Genomic DNA, 19,444 nt, shown 5'->3' on the forward strand with positions numbered 1-19,444 from the left:
AGGCCCGACGTGCGGAAGCAAGAAGACGGCGAGTTGTGCACCGACGAGTGCCGTTCACCGATGAGCGAACGGAACCGGTTCTTCACCGGAAAATACATGACGGCACGAGATTTCCGTGCCGACCAGGACTACACCCTAGAACACCATCGGCTTCACAATCGGCTGCTGCACGGTTGGGGCGTGGCGTGCGGGTTCGGCGTGACCACCCATCCGAGCGAGGAATGCCGCGACTGGGTGATCGTCGGGCCGGGAGTCGCCCTGGACTGCTTCGGAAGAGAACTCATCCTCCGCGACCGCACCCCGGTCCGGATCCAGATGTGCCACGACGCTGCTGCATCGGCCGACGACGCACACACGGACGAGGAAGGTGCAGACCAGAGCGCCAGCCGGCAACTCTTGCTCTGCGCGGTATACGCGGAGGAGGAGATCGAGCCGGTCCCCGTCATCTATGACGACTGCGAGTGCGAACCGAACCGACGGGAGGCGAACCGCATACGGGAGACCGTCCGACTCGAAGCGCATCCGTTCGCCGACTTCGACCCGTCCTGCTGGGGTGTTCCGGGCGGCGGCGACACCCGCTGCCGCGACGACTGCGACACCGAGCTTCCGGCAGGTGCGGAAGGCTGCGTGGAACCGGAATGCGAATGCGGAGTCCGCGTCCCGCTCGCCCTCCTCGAACCAGGCGATGCCGGGTACCTCGTGATCGACACCCAGGGGCGCCGCCGACTGCGACCCCCACCCGAGAATCTCACTCACGTGGTGCACACGAACTGGGTACACGGCGGCACAATGACCCTGGATGAGCTCGTCGAGCTGCGCACGCTGAAGATTCGTTTCGACCGAAAGATTGCCGAGGCGGAGGGGTTCGCCACCGGCATCAATTCCGAGACGCTCCTCGTTCAGCATGCCGGCGAGAGCGACAACCTCGAGTTCGTGCCCTACGACGTTGAACACCCGCCCCAATTGATTGATGAGTGCCGGGCAGAGTACGCGATCGACCTGAACTTCCTGGGCGGCCGACGACGCGGAGGACTGATGGGCAGCACGATCTATGTCACCCTGCTCGCCGACATGGTGCTCGACTGCCACGGCCAAGCGGTCGACGGAAACCACGTCGCCGGACGCCTGCCCTCCGGCAACGGCGCCCCCGGAGGCACGTTCCGCAGCTGGTTCCGAATCCAGAGCAGCTACAACGAGGAGTCGGCATCATGACCACCCGGACCAAGGCGCACACATCGACGCGCCACACCCAGCCCTGTTCCTGCGGTGGCGCGTGCTGTGAGGACATGCCGTGCAACCTCGAATGCCACATTCGACCCCGGTTCTTCTGCGGCCAATTACTTTTCGACGAGGACCTCACCACCATGGTGGACTGGACATCCGGGAAACTGCAGTTGCAGCGCTTCCGGGACGGGTGGGGAGTCGCCTGCGGACTCGAAGTCCGCGGCGACCCGGACAACCCGACCGGCGTGATCGTCGGTGAAGGCTACGCGGTGAGCTGCTGCGGCGACGACATCATCGTCTGCACCGAGGAGAAACTGGACCTCGACATGGTGTGGCATGAACCGAACCCCTGCACGGACCCGGAAGCCGCGGCCGTCGAATACGAGGGCGAAGGGGAGCGGCGGAAGCGCGCCGACCTGATCGGCAGAGTCGGCCAACATGGTTCGGCATCGGGGGCGACGCAAGACGCTATCGCCGAGGTGCAAAGCCGGCTCGCCGACCCGGGGAAGCAGGACGGGAACGACTCCGCCGGCACAGCGCCTACTCGCTGGGTCGACGTGTTCGCAACGTACAGAGAAGAAGACGCCGACCCCCGTGCGACCCTCCGCCACACCGATTGCGTCGAAGCACCCCAATGCGAGGCCGCGAAGACCCGCGAGTCCTACGAGCTGTACTGGGAACCCGGTGGCGCCGATCCAGCCGACACCGCAGCGCAGGCGTGGTGCAGGGGCTACAAACAGTGTCTGTGCGTTCTGCATCAATTCGCCGACGCTTTCGGCGAGTCCGGCGAGTCCGGCAGTTCCGGCGAGTCCGGCGGCGACTGGTCGGTCATGCGCCGGTGGCTCCTCGACTGGATCGACCGACACCCGCCACACGTGTATTGCGACCTGCGCGAGCTGATCTGCTCGCTCACCGACGATGAACTGGCAGACCGGCACCTCGAAATCCTCGTCAAACTCGTCCTGGACTGCCGGGGTGCCTACACCCGCAAGCGGTGTCACAGCTGTGAGCACGCGACGACCGGTGTCCGGCTGGCTCGCGTGTATCTCGGCCAGCTGGCCGAGGATAGGCCACCTCGAGTCAGATACATCGACAACTACCCACCCTTCCGCCGGAAAATATCCCCGACAACACTGCCGGCACCGGTCGGCAAGACCAACATCGGCTCGATCATCGGAGAGCGCTGGGGCGAGGCGTGCCGCCACCTCGCCGACCTGGGTATCTCGGCGACATGCAAGACGCTCGCTCTCGAACAAGGCGTCGACGGTCTGCTGGAGCAGTTCGAGACCGACTGCGACCCCATTGTGGAATGCGGAGACTCCGTCACCGTGCTGGTGACGAGATTCGACGAGGACTGGGACACGGACAAGATCGTGATCGGATTCCGCACCGGCTATTCCGGAGGCGCGGCTGTGAATAAGCCGGATGCCGCGTCCCCGGCCGTGTCTGACCCTCCGGACGAGCATTCGCGGACCAACGAGTCCGCCCGGCTGCGGGAACTCAGCGGTGTCACCGATGTGGGCGCCGAACGCCTGCTCGGCGCCGGTCTGACGCTGGAGACCATCGCCACCGACCCTGAAGCGGTGGCGCGAGTCGAAAAGGCATTGCCCAGGGGGTCCCGGGCCAAAGCGGCCCAGATCGTGGCCGAGGCACAACGACGACGCCAGGACACGGGCGGCGATGGACCGGGCGGCGCGTGATGAACGACCACGTTGTGCGTGTTCGATTCACGGAAGGGCAGTTCCTCGGTGCGGACGACCTCCTCGAGGAACAGGCCTACCGGGAGAACGCGGAGCGTCGCCATCGCCTCGGTGGGCATTCGTGGGGAATCGTCTCCGGGCTTCAGCTCGCCCACAGCGGCCGCGCGTTCTCGGTCATGCCCGGGGTCGCGATCGACGGCTACGGGCGAGCAGTGGCCGTGACCGCGCCGATCCGTATCGAAGTCGACGTCGATACGCGAGGCCAACGCGATGTCTGGTTGTCTCTCGAGTCCACCAGCAACCGCGGCGACGTCGCCACCGTGTGTCTCACACCCGCCGATCCCGACACACTCGACCCCCGTCACCCGGTCGGGGTGCCGCCAACAGACGTTGCCTCCCGTCCGCACTCGGCCGTCTGGTCCCCGCCCGGGCCCTGGCCCGTCTACCTCGGCACGGTCTGCTGGAATGACCAGAGCATTTCGACCACCGCGGACAACCGGGTCTGTGTCGGTCTGAGGGGCGAGGCGGTCGTGGCGCCGTCCGGGCGTGCCCGCATGCAGATCGGGGCGGAGTCGTCGAACGACACGACACGGTTCGCAGTTGCCACCGAGCAGGTGAAGGCCACCGGAAATCAGGCGACGCAAGACGAGGTGGCGCATGGAAAACCCTTCCCGCTCACCACGCGACTCTGCGTTGACGCGACCGGGAATGTATCGGTGTGCGGCACCACCACGCTGGGTGGCGACCTGGTGATCCACCCACCAGCCAAGGCGTCAGCGGACACGCACACGGGGATCAAATTCGCACACACCCAGGAACCGGTTGCGGCGTCGCCGTGGACGTTGTACCGCACGCGAGTCGTGCGCCAAGGTCGTTCCGTGGATCAACTGCGGATAGAGATCGCGCACCCGGGTGACGGTGGCGATCCCACCCGCAACCGTTTCATCGTGGGAACACGCGACGCGTCTGACGAGTCCGATGTGTTCCACCCGTGCCTGACGGTGAACGCCGACTGCACCGTCATCGCCCACGATTGCATCGAAGTCCGCGGTCAGCTGAGGAGAAGCCCGGCCAGCGTCGATCGGAACGACCCGCGATACGCCGGCGCGGCGGTCGACGGGTTCGTCCAAGGCTTCACCAGCGCCGCCCGCGGGATCGCGGGCGTGCTGACCGACATCGTGCTGGCCGTGACGGTCAGCAGCGATGACACCCCTACCCAGGGCGAAAACTTCAGCTACGCGGTGACCGTCACGAATTCCGGATCCGTAGCAGCGACGAGCGGACAAATCTACGTAACGATCAGCATCGCGGAAGAGGATCAGCCCTTCAAGGCTCAGCGTTTCGAGAGATTAGTCGCAAATGCCACCTTCAAACCGGGGGTCTCGGGCCCGCAGTCGGGGACCTTCAGAGTGCCCCCCGCGGCGGAAGGCACGCTGAAGGTCAGCGCGATAGCCCTGGCAGTTAGCCCTGGTGCGAACGTCGTCAGCGCTACGGGCGAGCAGCCCTACGACATCGTGTTAGCACCCCCAATCGACTAGCTGCCGCAAGAGGAGGCATGTCATGGCCAGCGATGACACCGCCCGCGTGCGTTACTTCCCGGGCCAGTTCCTTCGCACACCCGATTTCACCGAGGAACAGCGGTACCACATCGCCATGCGGCGCCGCCACAACATCGGACACCACACGATGGGGATCGTGACCGGCCTCGCCATCGAACTCCAGGACGGCAGACCGTTCGTGGAACCGGGGATGGCCGTGGACGGCTATGGCAGGGAACTGATCCTCGTCCAACGCACCCCGCTCGATGCACCCAGGGCGTTCACCGCGCGCAACACCGACCGCCTCGACGTGTGGCTCGCATACAACCTGGCCGCCACCGATCCGGCTCCGCAGGGCTACGCCTCGTGCACCGACGGCGCCGACACCACGTACCGGCTCGTGGAACAGCCCCTGATCCGATACACGGACCCGGACCCGGACGAAACAGACAGGCGCAGACCGGCGACGGTGCCGGACGGGGACCGGGACTTCGGGCCGGAACGGACACCGCCGGACGACCCGATTCACGACTGGCCTGTATTTCTCGGGAGCGTGACCCGGCGCAGCCAGGACGGGCGGGACGGCTACACGATCGACCTGGACGACCGGCCGTATGCGGGGCTGGTGGGCGAGGAAATCCGGGCTCCCTCCGGCCGAACCTCGGTCCAAGTCGGCGCGGAACAAGAGGGCGACCCGTACCGATTCGCTGTCCGAGTCCTGGACCTGGAGGACACTCCGGAAGTGCCACGCCTCGCCGTCCTGCAGGACGGCGGGGTGATGATCGTCGGTAAGGCTTTCTTGCTTGGCAATGTCGAGGTCGGGGGCGTTGTCGAGTTCACGCCAGGGCCAACCGTAAATCTCTCGTCCCTGGTTGCTCGGCCGTGGACCATCTCACACGTCGCGGACGACACGGGCGGACACGAGCTGCGCATGGAGATGGACGGCCCGCTCGGCGCAACGGACAGCGAAGTGGTAATCGGCACGTGGACCACGGCGGGCGAGTCGCAGGAGCCGCGATTTTCTCCGTGTCTCACAATCGGGTCGGAGACGGTCACCGTCCACGGAGACCTCGTGGTCGAGGGAAACCTCTACGACAGCGAGCGCAACATCCTCCGGCTCGGTGATACCGCGCTCGACGACACCGCCGAGGCGAGTGCCAACGCCGCGTTCCACGGCGGCATGGGTGTCACCACGGGCATCGTCGGCTCGTTCTACGAACCGCCTCCCGAGCCGACGAGGTGAGCGATGTCCACCCGAGTGGCAACCCTCCACCGCCGGTACCGGATCCACGGAACCGCTCTCGACCCGGTCGGTGTCCGGCGGCTCGACCGACTAGCTGCAGAGCGGATATCGGAAGGACTCGAGCCCGCGCTGGCGGCGTTCGACGCCGAGGAGACGGTCTATGTTGTCCGTCGCGTGCACGCCCGGACTACCGTGAACCTGGCAACGCCGTCCGACCCGGCCCTCGCGCATCGTTGGTGCCGAGACCTCGGCCGCTCCGTCGCTCGGACCATCATCGACGATTCCGGTGACGGCACGAACGTCGTCCGCTTCGCCAGTGACGCCGACTTCGTCGCCGCCTTCGTTTCCGACATGATCGCTGGAAAGGCGTGGCAACGGTGGTATTTCGGCGCATTCGTGCACCATCGTGGCGAATCCCCCCGCACGGCAATCGAAGCGGTTCTGGTCGAATACCGTGATCGCCTCGCTGCCATTCTCGCGGCGCTTGTGCGGCGTCGAATGCTCGAGCCGATGCTTGCGCTCATCGACACCAAGGTGCTCGCTCTTCACCCTGCTTCCGAGTCCCTGGCTGAGCCGGATGCAGAAGGGTGGCGGCCGTTGGTGGCCGCTGCCACGCATATCGCTGGGGTGCTGGACCTGTGGATTGCAGCGGCGCCTGCCCCTGAAGCCGTGTTACGTCAGTGGGCGAGCACGGGGCGCGAGCAGCCCGACTGGCGTGACGCCGCCGCTCTGACCGACGCCGTTATGGCGATCATCGCGTGGTTCGCCCGGACGGGAGCCGCACACACTCCTGACTCGCAGGACTTACTCAGACTCGACACGGCCGAGGCCGGATTGGACTGGCTCGACCTTCCACGGTTGCGATCCGCGCTCGCCGCTCAGTGGCGGGATCAGACCGATGCTGCGCATTTGCCGCGTCGAAGCGCCACGGCGACACCCCGGCAACGCGACCTGTTGGCCGCGCTGGCGCGGGCCATCGACGATCAGCGGCCGACTTTGGACGCCTCAACACCGACCGCCGGCGCAAATGCTGCGCGGATGTTGGCCGCGCTGGCGGCATCCGAGCCTGCGTGGGCGGATGACCCACTGGCACAGGTAATCATCGAGAAGATGCTCGCCGTATGGGCGCAGGTCATCGCCGCGCGGGAGCCGCAACGCCTACTCCGGGCGGTGGCGGCGGCCGATCTGGTCGGCGCGATTGCTGCGTGGGAGGGAACGGGGTTGACGGATACGGCACCCGAGAACTTGCGACAATGCGAGCCCGCTGTCAGCGAGACCCTGGCTAGAGCCACGCAGTGGTGTGAGCCAGCCGCCGACGTCCTCGCCGCGATGGGCGGCGACGCCGCGGCCGGTAGCGGCGACACGTTCGTCAGCCCGGTCGCTGGAGTGCTGCTTCTGCAGCGCGTTCTGCTCGATGTCCGGCTCGCTGGCCTCGCCGAACGGCACGATTACCCTGCGGCCGGTCCCGAATATCTGCTTGCCGTGGTCGGGCTGTGCTGGGCGGGGGCGCTGGGCAGTGTGGATGATCGAATCGATCCGGCCGTTCGTTTACTGGCTGGCGGAACGGGCCCGCGAACAGTAGATGAGCTCACAGCAGCATGGCGCGGCATCGGTTCCACCGGCCACAATGCGTGGAGAACCGCGATAGACGACCTGCTAGCGCTCCACGGACTGTCTCCGACAGTCGCGGCAGACGATCCGCTGGACCACACCGCACAGGCTCTGCTGCGGATCTGGGTGCGCTGGCTGAGGGGGTTCGAAAACTCCTCCATACCTTTCATCCTCGAGCAGTTCGTGCGTAGGCCGGGAACCGTCACCGCAGCGAGCGACCGGGTGACAGTGCGGTTACCCCGCCGCCCCCTGGACACCGTCCTCGAGATCAGTGGATATCTGCGGCCCATCGAATCGCTGCCGGGGCTGTTGGCGCGCCGGATCGAGTTTCAGGTCGGCGACCTTCAATGAACGACCAGACACCACCGCCATACCAGGACGACGCGGAGTACCTCTGGGACGAGCTGGCCCGCGTCGAGTTCCTGGTGCGAGCCCGCGTGGCCGGATGGAGTCAACTGCAGGCCGCCGCCGGAAAACCAGCCGAATACTGGGGGTTGGTACATATCTCGGACGAAGAGGTCGCCGCATACCTCGACCAGGGGTTCGCTGCACCGGACCGGCGGATCGATATCGCGGACGGGCCCGTCGCGGCCTTCCGTGAAGCGTATCTCGCCGCCGGTCAGGACATCGAAGCCCGGCAAGTACAGACAGTGCACATTTCTCAGTTCCGGTTGCCGCACCTCGTGGCGGCGTTTGGCCTCGAGCCAATCGATCTGGACCTTCTCTTGCTCACCACACTGCCCGAGCTCGACCCCAGATACCGACTTGTGTACGGCTACCTACAAAACGATGCCAGCAGGGCGTTACCCACCGTCGAATTGCTCACCGAGATTCTTCAACCGGTCGCATCAAATCCCGGGGTCGTGCTGGCGCGGCTTGCTGCCGGAGCTCCCTTGCGCCTAGGCCGATTGCTCCGAGTTGACGCCGAGCAAGTTGCGGCTGAGGCGCTGGGCCGCCGGCGCGTGGCCGCGGACGAACGCATCGTCCGCTACATGCTCGGCGATGACACTGCAGGTGACGGCCCCCTTCGCGCACTCGAGCGTGCACCCGGTCGGGGTTGGGACGGCTACGTGGCGCCAGACGATCGATTGAACCAGCTGAACGCGATCGGAATGTGGTGTTCACGGCGGGCCAGCGCCGGAGGGGGAGTGATATTCCTGCATGGTGCACGTGGCAGCGGACGAACCACCGCCGCACAGGTCGTTGCCACTAGCGCGGGAATCGCCCTCGTTCAGGCCGACATCGCGATCCTTCGGGCAGAGGGAGAACACTGGTCATTCGCCGTTGAGCTCTGCTACCGGGAAGCCCGCCTGCGAAAGGCAGCGCTGCTGTGGCAGGGAGCCGACGCACTGTTCAACGGAGGCGAACCGACGCAAGAATTCACCCAGCTCCTCGACCGAGCTTCCTCGGCTGGCGTTCTCACCTTCATAGAGGCTATCGAAAACTGGGAACCGACGGACCACTCGCGCACGCCGATCCTCCGTCTGTCCTTCCCGGATCCCGATTACGACACCAGGCTCCAGGTTTGGCAGCATTACCTGCCGTCGCATGAGGAGTTCGCGACGCCGGTACCCGACAGCGCGGCTCTGGTGCAGTCACTGGCCGGCGCCTACCAGCTCACCCCTGGACAGATCGTGGAAGCCGTCGCGTCCGCTCACGCCAGCGCGACCGTGCGGGATCCAGCCCGAGGCCTCCTGACGACCGAGGATCTGGCCGACGGGTGCCGACTGCAGTCGGGCAGGAGGCTCATCCAGCTCGCGCAGCGCATGGAACCACGCCCTGGGCTGAACTTCGACGACCTCATCCTCGCCCGGCCGAACCGGCGGCAACTCGACGAACTCCGCGCAAGGATCGCATTGCGAAGTCGCCTCACCAACACAGGCTTCGAACGTCGCCTTCCCCATGCCAACGGGCTGTTGGTGATGTTCACAGGGTCATCGGGAACCGGCAAAACCATGGCCGCCGAACTACTCGCCCAGGAACAGGGCGTGGACCTGTACAAGATCGACCTTGCAGAGGTCGTCAGTAAGTACATCGGTGAGACCGAGAAAAATCTCCGCCGAGTGTTCCGCGAGGCCGAGGACGCCAACGCAATCCTCTTCTTCGACGAAGCAGATGCGCTCTTCGGCAAGCGGGGCGAAGTGCTGGAGGCCAAGGACCGCTGGGCGAACAACGAGGTGAACTTCCTGCTGCAACGTGTCGAGCAGTACGCCGGCATCGTGATCATCGCCACCAACTTGCGGCAAAACATCGACGAGGCGTTTCTCCGTCGCATCCATGTCGTGGTGGAGTTCCCGTTCCCCGATGCCGACGCCCGCTTGCATATATGGCAACGGATGCTCACATCGACCGGCGAAATCGAAAGCCCGGCCGCCGAAGAACTGCGGGAGCTGGCCGAACGTTTCCGAATCCCGGGTGGGAGTATCCGCAACATAGTGGTGGACGCCGCCTTCCGGGCGCTCGCGTCCGGAGAAGTTCCGCCCCGAATCACACTTCGGCATATCGCCGCATCGCTCGCCCGTGACTTCCAAAAACTTGGAAAACCCCTGACGGCAGGGGAGTTCGGTGCGGAGCTCTACGAGTGGATCACCGAAGACGTCCTGATGAGCGTCCCTACAGGTGGATGACAATGCTCGCCAGCAAGGTCAAGGCTGAACCTGAGGCACCTGACAGTGCGACGAAGACGTCGGACGTGGAACAGTCGTACCGTGCGCCCGCACCCAGCCCTGAGGCAGGTTCCACCTTTAACGTGCGCACCGCGTTGCCCCCGCCTAACGGGCACCCAGCCGAGACGCGAGCCGCCGACTTATCAACGTCTCCACTCAGTGCCCCGGTACGCGCCAAGATGACACGAGCGATGCAACACACGGCCGGCAACGCCCGGACCGGAAGCATGCTGACACGCGCAAACGGTTCTTCGGCCGAAACCCGGGCACCCGTTACGGCCCCTGCCCAGCCGACGCCGAGCAACCATGATACGGAACCAACTCGACAACATCCCGCCTCGGCGGAACGACGGCCACCGACGACCTCCGCGACGCCAACACCACGCACGGCGGCGCAATCAACCGCACCGACCGCCAACGCCACAAAAACACGATCGCACTGGCGCGGTCAGTCACTCGACGACACGAAACCGACGGCCCCGCCCGCGACATCCGCACCAGCGATCGGTGAACGCCCCCATTCTCTCACACCGAAAGTCCCGAAACCTGATGCCAACTCGGCTAGATCGGAAACAGCCGAGACGAACCGGCAGAGCGTGGACGGTTCGGGCATCGCAGCCGCCACAGCCAACGAGAAGGCCGCATCCGCCAGTCCTGCGACAATTTCCGATCACGAAGCATCACCACCAGCAGGCGCGCCTCGCAACAAGGTGGAGGGAACGCCCGAAGTCGCGGATGCGCATGCCACTTCAGGTGAAGGACACGCGGAGACTCCCGGGACCGGAGAACCACCGGCAACCGGCGACCGCGCCGCCGGCCTACGAGCCGTCACCTCCGAACTAACTGCCGTCGGAAGCCAAGAGGCTACCCACGGCACAGCGGGAGGCGCAGCACAAGAATCCCAGAACGCCGCCGACGTCACACCCGAGCAGGCACAGGGCGAAGGCAAGAAGCAGCAGGTCGACACGATGTCTGCACAGAAAACAGGCACCTTCGACAGGGCAGCATTCAAAACCAAGCTCCGCGAGAAGATCCGCGCACTCCAGGCGGAGGATTCAAAAAACATCAAGGAAGGCGACAAAGCAGGCCAACTCAATGCCGATGTGAAAGACACTGTGGCCGAGGGCAAGAAACAGGCGGCCGGCGGAATCGACGCCGCCGCCAAACAGGAGCCAACACCCGGCACCCCGCAACCAGGAACAACCCTTCCGCGACCGAAGATCGGCGAGTCACCCGAGGTAGACGGAACCAGGGCCGTGCCCCCGCCAGTGCCCAGCGAGAACGTCACCGTGGGCGTCCAGTGCCAGGCGATCGACGAGAAGATGGCCGCCGCGAACGTTACGCCCGACCAACTCGCGAAGGCGAACGAGCCGGCCTTCCAACAGGCAGCCGACGCCCGCACACAAGCGAAGACCGAATCCGCGGCGCTGCCGGACAAAGCCCGAGCGAACGAAAATGCCGTTCTCGCTGACGCAACGACGGACGCCGCCACGACCACACGTGCTGGACTCGCCGGAATGCACGGCACACGGGCCGAACGGCTGACCGCCTCCGGGGCCAAACAGGCCGACGGGAAAACCAAGCACGAAGAGACGCGGAAGCGGATCTCGGCACAGCTGAGTCAGATCTACACCGAGACGAAGACCGCTGTCGACGACCGTCTGAAGAAACTCGATGACGACGTTGCCAAGACGTTCGACGAAGGCGCATCGACGGCGAAATCGGACTTCTACATCTTCATCGCCGCGAACCTGCTCGTGTACTACGTCAGTGGCGGATGGATCGCAGACGCGTTCACCGGCGGCGACTCCAAGGAATCAATATTCAAAGAGGGTCGCGACACGTACATGAAGGCGATGGAGCGGGTGATCGACCAAGTCGCCGACGTGGTCGAAGCCGGCTTGAACGACATCGTCGAACTCGTCAAGACCGGCAAAGCGAAACTCGACGCAGCAGTCGCCGCGATGGACCCCGCCGAGCAGGAAGTCGCCCGCGAGGTCGAAACCACCATCCAAGGACAGTTCTCCGAGCTCGAGAAGTCCGTTGCCGACAAGCAGCAGGAGATCATCGACTCAATCGCGCAAAAATACTTTGCCGCCCAAAACGAAGTCGACGCGACGATCAGCGCCCTACGCGACCCCGTCGGAGCACTCATCGATCTCGCACTCGAGTCGGTCAGCGGAGTGATCGACACGATCCTGAAAATGAAGGAACTGCTGCTCTCCGCGCTTGCCAAGGCGCAGGAGGCAATCGACCTCATCATCGCCGACCCGATCGGCTTCCTCAGCAACCTTGTGGCAGGGATCAAACAAGGGGTACTGAACTTCGTCAACAACATCGGCACCCACCTCAAGAAAGGACTGCTCGAGTGGCTCTTCGGCGCACTCGCCGGCGCCGGAATCCAGTTGCCCGACAAGTTTGACCTAAGCGGACTGATGAGCATCGTCCTTCAGGTACTGGGACTGACCTGGACGAACATCCGCAAACGTGCGGTCGCCATCCTCGGTGAAAATGTTGTCAAAGCACTTGAAACGGCGTCCGAGGTCGTGACCATCCTGATCACCAAAGGGCCAGCCGGGCTGTGGGAGTACGTCAAAGAACAAGCTGCAACACTCTTGGAAACACTCAAAGAAAGCATCAAATCATTCGTCATTGAAAGCGTCGTCAAGGCGGGCCTGAAATGGCTTCTAGGCTTACTGAACCCAGCGAGCGCGTTCGTCAAAGCCTGCATGGCGATAGTCGACATCGTCTCCTTCATTATCGACCGCGGACAGCAGATTCTGGAGTTCGTGAACGCGGTGCTGGACTCTGTCTTGGCGATCGCGAAAGGGCAGATCGGGGTTGCGGCAGAGGCAGTTGAAGGAGCCTTGGCAAAGGCTGTACCTGTGGCAATTGGGTTCCTCGCAAGCCTTGCCGGTCTCGGCAACTTGAGTGCGGACATCAAGAAAGTGATTGAGAAGATCCAAGAGCCAGTCAATAAGATGATCGACTGGTTGATAAAGAAATCCGTAAGTCTAGTTAAGTCGATCGCGAAGGCGGTTGGATTCGGGAAGGACGAAAAAGGCGACCCTTCAGGTCAGAAGCGGCTTGATCGAGGGATGGCCGCCGCGGTATCCGTGGTCAACAAGTTTTCGGGCAAGGCAGTCGGAGAGCTTGTGCTTGGTCCGACTCTGGCCACAATTCGAGTGCTCTACCGCCTTAATCGACTCGAGCTCGTGAAAGTTGGGACGAACTGGGCTGTTGTTGGCGAAGTGAATCCCAAGAAGACGAAGCTGACCTCTGCCAAGGCGATGGACCCGGTTCAACTGCGCGAAGAACTTGTTAAGCGTCTAAAGGACCCATTAATGCGCCGCGGTCCTTACGCGCTTGGCCTCAAGATCGCACCTGAGATCTCTCATGAGAAGTGGAAACCGCGCGTTTCGCACACCACAAAGAAGGAGAGAGAGGTGTTTGCAAAGGAACTGCTGCCATTCATGACTGGACCAATGCGGTGTCACTCATGCGGAAAGGTGATAACAGGTGGGTTTGTTGTTGATCACATACCGCCCAGTTATGTCTTGGCTAAGATTCCGGGTGAGATTCTGGCAGATGCAGGAATCCACGGAGAGGCGGCTCGACAGACGACGAATATTCACTGCAAATCGTGCAGTAACATCCAGGGTGCAAAGACTGGGGCGATCAAGACTGCGTACGAAAGGCTAAACCAAGCAACCCCGAAATCGGCTCCATAAGGATTCCTTTTACTTCATCGCTGGCGTTCGCTGTTCCCGGTATGGCGATACCACCCGTTCTTCACCAACTCTGAGCTGCCCGCCGCCGAGGCCGATGTCACCCGCCGCGCTGCCGTGCCGAGGCCAGATCGCCTTCGCTGCCGCCGCCACCGAGTCGCCGTAGGCGTCGTTGGTGGTCATGAGCCCCGCCGTTGACCCTGCCGCTGTGCGCCGTGCTGTACGCCACCGCATTCGCGTTGGTTTCTGGGGTTCCGCTGGAGGTGAAGTTCAGGCCGCAGTTGCCCATCCGGGTGTAGCCCATCGTTGACCTGACTTAGGACATTTCGCTTAGTGCCCCGAGTCGAGGCCGAGGCGGGCGAGGATTTCGTGCTGAGTTGGCGGAATCTCGGGTGGGAAGTCTTCGGTGACCCCGTTGATGACGATGGTCGAGGTCCGCAGGGGCCGGAGCTGTTTGACCAGTCTCGCGATCGAGACTCCGGTCTGGTCCTGAATGCAGCGGGCGACAGCGAGTGCCGCGAACACGATGGTCAGGTGTGCTTCGATGGCGTCGCGGGTGTGGTGGAACATCGGCCGCGCCTGTAGATCTGTCATGGACATGCGGAACGACTGCTCGACGTGCCAGAGGTCGTGATACTTGGCGATGACCTCGCCCGGCTCCATGACCAGGACTCCGGACATGGGTTCAGGAATTGATGTGCGGTCGCTGGTGGGGTTTGGTGCTGTAGCGCAGGGTGAGGGTGGTGCCGGGGTAGACGGTGTTCGTGTCGTTGAGTGTTTGGCAGAGTTCGTCGATGGCGGCGGTGTGCCGGGGTGCGGGGAGCGGGTCGAGGCGGATGTGCAGGGTGTCGCCGTCGGGGATGATGTCGCCGGAGCCGGCGAGGGCGGTGCGGATCAGGGTGTGGGCTTCGTCGTCGGCGCGGGAGTAGCCGGTGCCCGTGGTGATGGCGCGGGCGAGGGATTGTGCGGTGTTGAACGCGGCCATCCGGATGGCGTGGTGGATCAGTTTCGTCTCGGTGTCGAGGACTTGTTGACCGGGGTTGACCTGCGCAAGCGGTAACCGGGCGGGGATCGCCTGGTGGGCCGCGAGCGCCGCGTCCAGTGTCTTGTCGGCGGTGTGGACATCGGCGTTGATCGCGTTGACCAGTTCGGTGGTCAACACCACCGAGGTGCCGGGCGGCGGCGACGACACCTTCAATAGTTCACTGTCTCTGACTGTTTCGGCGTGTTGCAGTGTCCGTCGGGCCTTCTCGACGTCGCGGTAGGCGAGCTTCTTCGCCGGGTTGGGGACCATCCGGGTTCCGTCGTCGTCGCCGGTCCGGTAGGTGTCGTGGGAATCGAAATCGAAACGCATGCGGGCGTAGCGAAAGTAGTTTTCCTGCCGCCAGCGTGATCCCATCCGGTAACGGACCTCCGCGGGCGGCAGGTCGGTGCGGGTGGTCAGGATGTGCATCTGCCGGGTCCGGGCGGGGTCGAACAGGCTGATCTGCCGCATCCCGAACACCTCACCCTGGCGTGGCCCGTCGGCGATGGGCAGCTCGACCCGGGTGTCGGCGAGTTCCCAGCGGTGGCGGCGGCCGCGAGAGTCGGTGTGGGTGTGTTCGGCGAACAGGGCCTCGTCGACGTCGTCGGCGGGGCCCTTGCGCCAGGTCGGTCACGAAACGGGGTGGCTTCGACGTCATCACGCGCCATAGACATAGGTTTCGCGTACTACTTGGGGGGCGCCTTAAGGATCGGAAGCCCATCGTCTTGTTGTGTCGCCTTGAGTTTGCGCTTCTGATCATTGGTGCCTCGGAAGGTCGTGTGTAGATAGTAAACGACCATTCCGGCTAAAAGGCCTATCGAATACCAAGCGAAACTATCTCCCTCGGCGCGATCGAACCACACGGTTACGACGCCACCGCCTAAGGCCGCTACCACCGCAGCAATATCGCTCACCGACGCGCCTTCCTTGAAGACGAGGGTTCTGTATGTCACAAAACCTACTACAAGGCCAAAGCAGATCGCGCCGATGCTTATGACAGTGGCACTGGTTTCCATGTCTTTTCGCCTCCCGGGTCTTCGAAGGGAACACCTCTGGTCGTTTCAACGTCCCCAAATGTCGCATAGAGTAAGCCTGATGGATTCAGAAGGTCGCCAAGTGTGGTCCATCGCGCCCTGACGACCGCCTCGCCTATGGAGTGTCCTTCGTCCAATGCTGTATGAATAGTTTCGCTGAAACGAACTGCGAACTGGGCGAGGACTTCTTCCCTGGGTCCGACTACTGCCCTGCTGCCGTTCAAGGAGAGATCCAGCCCAGTGCTCGTTGGTTCGTTACCGATTGTTCCGAGGGCCTCGCACGCGTTGAATATGACAAGCGGGCCCAGTTCAGTGATTCTTGCACCGCGCCGGAGCCGTTCTAACTCCATGAGTACATTTTCTACGTGGCTACTTCGCATGACCGTTACGGGTTTGTTCCTCCCAAAAGCGAAGGTGATAGTCAAGGACGCGGCCAGACCCGGATTCTCCGCTGCATGGGCGTATATCTGCACCAAGTCCGGAACTAGAGGGTTCGGACCGCGGGCAGGCTCCGAAAGTAGCAAGGACCTCGCTATGTCGGCCGGATCTTCATAAGCCCCGCGCGATGGGAAAGGTCCTAACAGGACGCCCTTCCCCTTGCCTAGAACCGCACGCATCTCATCAAGAGCATCAACGGCGGTACTTCGCAAGAAGAGTGTGACCATCTTTCCAGGCACGTGGGGATGAAGGAACTCTCCAGCCTGGAGAGGCGTATAGCGGACGATCGAGTTAAAGCCTCCGAAAAGGGCGGCTAGCAAACGAACGTCGGCCTCATCAGACGAGACCACAGCCTTTTCCATCTCACCCAACGGCAGGGAGTCCAGTGGCAACAACGCCTGCGGTGGGCCCTTGCTCTCAATGTGATAGACATGGCTGCTGATCGCACGAGCGTCTTCAATCATCCACCATTGGGCGCCCATGTGGTGTGTGAGTGCCTCCCCGAGAGGCAAGAGCCAAGGAAGCTGACCACCGGAAACTGTTCTCCAGAATTTACGCCCAGCCATGAACAATTCTGTCAACATGGCGGCGACATAGCCGGGATGGTGCTTATAGCTCAGGCATTTACTGTGTCTCTGTTCCAAGTTCCGAACATCATTCCGGAAGGCGCGTTTGTGTTCCATCAGCTCCGCCATGCTTAGCCTACCGATCATCCGGTCCGCCTCATCCCAAGCTGCCACAGCTTCACCCGTAAGGACCAAGGCTTGCTGGTCCTGGATATATTCGAATATCAGCATGGCCGGTGATGTGCGATTCATGGCCGTTGTTCCGGCCAGGTCAAATGCGTCTCAACAACCTGAACTGTTCTTCCTGCCATGGAGATATCTACGAGGATGGGCCCAGAAGTATTAATCGAGCGCTCTTCTATTTGCTCCTCACCATGCCTTGGTGCATCCCTATCCATGTCGTCTGTGATTAATTTGAAGAGGTACTCGGGAGAGACTTTGTCGGTTGGCACCCGCGCCACCTGACGACGAGGAAAAGCGGATCGGCCACTTCCTCCGGAAACTGTAATTACGAACTCCGCATGGGTTCCGTCGTTTCCATCTTCAATTCTGAGTGGTGTCCGGGAGAGCGCGACGGCGGACTTCTCTCTCGCCTCTCGTCGCGGTCCATTATATCCAGGCTTCGGCAAGAGCTTGGGTTCAAATCGAACCCGTATTTCTCCAACGACAACATCGCCCTTGGCGCCATCGGCGGAGATCACAACGTCGCCGGACCAATTGGTGCGCGTACTGGCAGGTGTCGTGAACCTACTCTCCAATGCGCTTACGCTTGGAGCTAGCAGCGTATCGCTCGCGGCGGCTGATTCGACGGCTTTGGCCCAGTATGCTCCGAGGACAAGACCGTAGAGACCTCCAAGCATGGCTGCTCCGGGCATACTGGCGTTACTAACATTAAGGCCGAGGGTGGCTAGCGATGCCAACAGTGAGAAGGCCCCGGCGAGAAACCCCGCAGGGTAAGTAAACACTGCAGAGATGCGCCTTGAGCGGATGTTAGCGGTTGCCTCGGGGGTTTGAGCAGCGCGCAACATTAGCGCGATGAGCGCAGCACTGGCTCCGGAGAGCCCACCTATGATTGTCAAGGTCTGAGCCGTTGGCGTCCGGTTAAGCATCCAGACGATCGCGGAGAGGCTCAGGGTTATGGCAAGGAATAGGATCACCGCCAACAGGGCGTCGTAACGTGCGCTAGGCGATGCTGGCTCTCTTGTCATTCTTGCCATTTCCGCCCCCGTAGGCATTGGCGCCACACCGAAGAGGTCTTGCTTGACACCCTGCAAGGAAGAGTGGGCCACCGTTCGGTATGCCCCACATTGGCGAATCTGGTCGACCCGCGGCGTCCGAAGACCCTCTCCGGCGATTCAGGCTGGTGCGCGATAGGCGAGTACCCCGTCGTATAGGAGTGGGCAGGGGCCCACGTCTCCTTGGCGTTCACCCTTTCAGTGTTAACCTTGTCGACTGCTCTTTTCAGCCGATTGGCCGACTCCGATTATTCTTGAAAACGCTGCTGACAGCGCAGCGATGATGAAGGCGCGGGCTTGAGTTCTGGATTCGCGGCCCGAAACTGTGTTTCGCCACGGGTTTCTGGGGAAATCAAACCTTGGGAAGGGGAATTCGGCGGCAACCATACCCGGATCCCTCGATGGGATGGGTTGCATACGCATGCAGTGCGTTTCGTTCGGGCGGCACTACCGCGACCTTCCCGACCGCGGACCCAGCCGTCCGCCCTCACGTCTCGTTCACGGCAAACCGCAACGTCGACAGACGTCACAACCACCGGCATCGGGGACGCGGCCCGGCGATCGGCGCCGGTACCGGTGTCGAGTTTGTTGTCGAGGGCGGGGTGACAGCCTATGAGGTCGGTGCTGCGGCTGCGGGGCCGCCGGCGCCGAGGATCTGGGGCGAGCAGGTGTTCGGTGCCGACGGAGTCGTGGTGGTGTGTGTGGGCGGCGGGGACGACCACTTGGCGGGCTTGATCGGAGAATCTCTCGAACATCACGCACGCCTTCCCGAGCGTCGCCGCGCGACGCGAACCGCTGCTGAATTCCCTGCTCTGGGTGGTCCTGGGCAGCGAATAGGGGTTATGGGTGGGATCAACGCGACGTCGGTACTTGCGGGCGTAATGGTGCTGTGACCTGGTGTGATGACATGTCCCCGGTTTGTGATGTGGGGGTGTCGGGGGAGTGCCGGCGCCGGGGTGTCGGCGGGCGCGCGGGTGTCTGTTTCGTCCGATTTCGCCGTTTTTGAAAGTTGTTGATTGACAACATGTTTGGATAACTAATTGTTAAGTAAGGTTTTACGTATGTTGTGCACAAATGTCAGCTTGCAAGGTTCGTAATCTGTTGTTGATCAACAAAATTGGGTGTTTTGAGATTTTCGACTGTTTTGGGGTATGTGGGGGTGGGTGGTATGCTGTGGGTATGACACGGAGCGGGAAGGCGAGTGGCTGGGGAGTCGGGCGCACCCCCGAGTCCCCAGCCTCGTTGGGTTTCCGGGGGACCGGATCGAACGGAACGATTAAAAGCACAGGTGAGAAGCTAATTTCGGAAACTCAGAGGAGCGAAGCGACTCGATCGACGGCAACGGGAATCGGCCCACTGCGAGCCGCGCAGCGGCTCCCGGGCGGGGAGCGACGCGACTCGCCCCCGCCTCACGGCGCGAAGCGCCGGGGGCAGCGC

The 19,444-nt window shown here is 62.9% G+C and carries 12 protein-coding genes and 1 pseudogene; 7 read left to right on the forward strand and 6 right to left on the reverse strand.

Annotated elements, in window-relative coordinates; all coding sequences use genetic code 11:
* Positions 1-9 precede the first annotated feature (9 nt).
* From QM841_RS35305 to QM841_RS35335, 7 genes are all read left to right on the forward strand, one after another.
* On the forward strand, positions 10-1,212 hold the full coding sequence (locus QM841_RS35305; protein WP_283335530.1) for a hypothetical protein: 1,203 nt from the start codon (positions 10-12) through the stop codon (positions 1,210-1,212).
* Positions 1,209-2,924, forward strand: coding sequence for a hypothetical protein (locus QM841_RS35310; RefSeq protein ID WP_283335531.1), 1,716 nt, complete (start codon positions 1,209-1,211; stop codon positions 2,922-2,924). The genes QM841_RS35305 and QM841_RS35310 overlap by 4 nt, the downstream gene beginning before the upstream one ends.
* A complete protein-coding gene (locus QM841_RS35315) occupies positions 2,924-4,462 on the forward strand; it encodes a COG1361 family protein (protein ID WP_283335532.1) in 1,539 nt (512 codons plus the stop codon). Before QM841_RS35310 ends, QM841_RS35315 begins: the two co-directional genes overlap by 1 nt.
* 22 nt (positions 4,463-4,484) lie before the next feature.
* The gene (locus tag QM841_RS35320) at positions 4,485-5,705 is read left to right on the forward strand and encodes a hypothetical protein (RefSeq protein WP_283335533.1); all 1,221 of its coding nucleotides are present in this window, start codon (positions 4,485-4,487) and stop codon (positions 5,703-5,705) included.
* Between the two features lie 3 nt (positions 5,706-5,708).
* Positions 5,709-7,667, forward strand: coding sequence for a hypothetical protein (locus QM841_RS35325; protein WP_283335535.1), 1,959 nt, complete (start codon positions 5,709-5,711; stop codon positions 7,665-7,667).
* Positions 7,664-9,943, forward strand: a complete 2,280-nt coding sequence (locus QM841_RS35330) for an ATP-binding protein (protein WP_283335536.1) — start codon at positions 7,664-7,666, stop codon at positions 9,941-9,943. The genes QM841_RS35325 and QM841_RS35330 overlap by 4 nt, the downstream gene beginning before the upstream one ends.
* A 635-nt stretch (positions 9,944-10,578) precedes the next feature.
* Positions 10,579-13,713, forward strand: coding sequence for a phage tail protein (locus QM841_RS35335; RefSeq protein WP_283335537.1), 3,135 nt, complete (start codon positions 10,579-10,581; stop codon positions 13,711-13,713).
* A gap of 9 nt (positions 13,714-13,722) precedes the next feature.
* Here the strand turns inward: QM841_RS35335 and QM841_RS35340 are convergent, their stop codons facing one another.
* From QM841_RS35340 to QM841_RS35365, 6 genes and pseudogenes are all read right to left on the reverse strand, one after another.
* On the reverse strand, positions 13,723-13,893 hold the full coding sequence (locus QM841_RS35340) for a hypothetical protein (RefSeq protein WP_283335538.1): 171 nt from the start codon (positions 13,891-13,893) through the stop codon (positions 13,723-13,725).
* 147 nt (positions 13,894-14,040) lie between these two features.
* A pseudogene (locus QM841_RS35345) lies at positions 14,041-14,409 on the reverse strand (IS1634 family transposase); the annotation flags it as partial.
* On the reverse strand, positions 14,396-15,205 hold the full coding sequence (locus tag QM841_RS35350) for a putative transposase (RefSeq protein ID WP_283335540.1): 810 nt from the start codon (positions 15,203-15,205) through the stop codon (positions 14,396-14,398). The pseudogene QM841_RS35345 and the gene QM841_RS35350, both read right to left, overlap by 14 nt.
* Before the next feature lie 215 nt (positions 15,206-15,420).
* Positions 15,421-15,750, reverse strand: a complete 330-nt coding sequence (locus QM841_RS35355; RefSeq protein ID WP_283335541.1) for a hypothetical protein — start codon at positions 15,748-15,750, stop codon at positions 15,421-15,423.
* On the reverse strand, positions 15,726-17,003 hold the full coding sequence (locus QM841_RS35360; protein ID WP_283335542.1) for a CHAT domain-containing protein: 1,278 nt from the start codon (positions 17,001-17,003) through the stop codon (positions 15,726-15,728). Before QM841_RS35360 ends, QM841_RS35355 begins: the two co-directional genes overlap by 25 nt.
* 17 nt (positions 17,004-17,020) lie before the next feature.
* A complete protein-coding gene (locus QM841_RS35365) occupies positions 17,021-17,989 on the reverse strand; it encodes a hypothetical protein (RefSeq protein WP_283335543.1) in 969 nt (322 codons plus the stop codon).
* Positions 17,990-19,444: the final 1,455 nt, after the last annotated feature.

Source organism: Rhodococcus sp. IEGM 1307, from assembly GCF_030056915.1.
Taxonomy (GTDB): Bacteria; Actinomycetota; Actinomycetes; order Mycobacteriales; family Mycobacteriaceae; genus Rhodococcus_F; species Rhodococcus_F opacus_D.

Excerpts from the sequence above, each read along its gene's own strand:
- QM841_RS35310 (WP_283335531.1), top strand. The coding sequence starts at position 1,209 with ATGACCACCCGGACCAAGGCGCACACATCGACGCGCCACACCCAGCCC.
- QM841_RS35360 (WP_283335542.1), bottom strand. The coding sequence starts at position 17,003 with ATGCTGATATTCGAATATATCCAGGACCAGCAAGCCTTGGTCCTTACG.
- QM841_RS35325 (WP_283335535.1), top strand. The coding sequence starts at position 5,709 with ATGTCCACCCGAGTGGCAACCCTCCACCGCCGGTACCGGATCCACGGA.
- QM841_RS35355 (WP_283335541.1), bottom strand. The coding sequence starts at position 15,750 with ATGGAAACCAGTGCCACTGTCATAAGCATCGGCGCGATCTGCTTTGGC.
- QM841_RS35340 (WP_283335538.1), bottom strand. The coding sequence starts at position 13,893 with ATGACCACCAACGACGCCTACGGCGACTCGGTGGCGGCGGCAGCGAAG.
- QM841_RS35315 (WP_283335532.1), top strand. The coding sequence starts at position 2,924 with ATGAACGACCACGTTGTGCGTGTTCGATTCACGGAAGGGCAGTTCCTC.
- QM841_RS35365 (WP_283335543.1), bottom strand. The coding sequence starts at position 17,989 with ATGGCAAGAATGACAAGAGAGCCAGCATCGCCTAGCGCACGTTACGAC.
- QM841_RS35330 (WP_283335536.1), top strand. The coding sequence starts at position 7,664 with ATGAACGACCAGACACCACCGCCATACCAGGACGACGCGGAGTACCTC.
- QM841_RS35320 (WP_283335533.1), top strand. The coding sequence starts at position 4,485 with ATGGCCAGCGATGACACCGCCCGCGTGCGTTACTTCCCGGGCCAGTTC.
- QM841_RS35350 (WP_283335540.1), bottom strand. The coding sequence starts at position 15,205 with ATGCGGCAGATCAGCCTGTTCGACCCCGCCCGGACCCGGCAGATGCAC.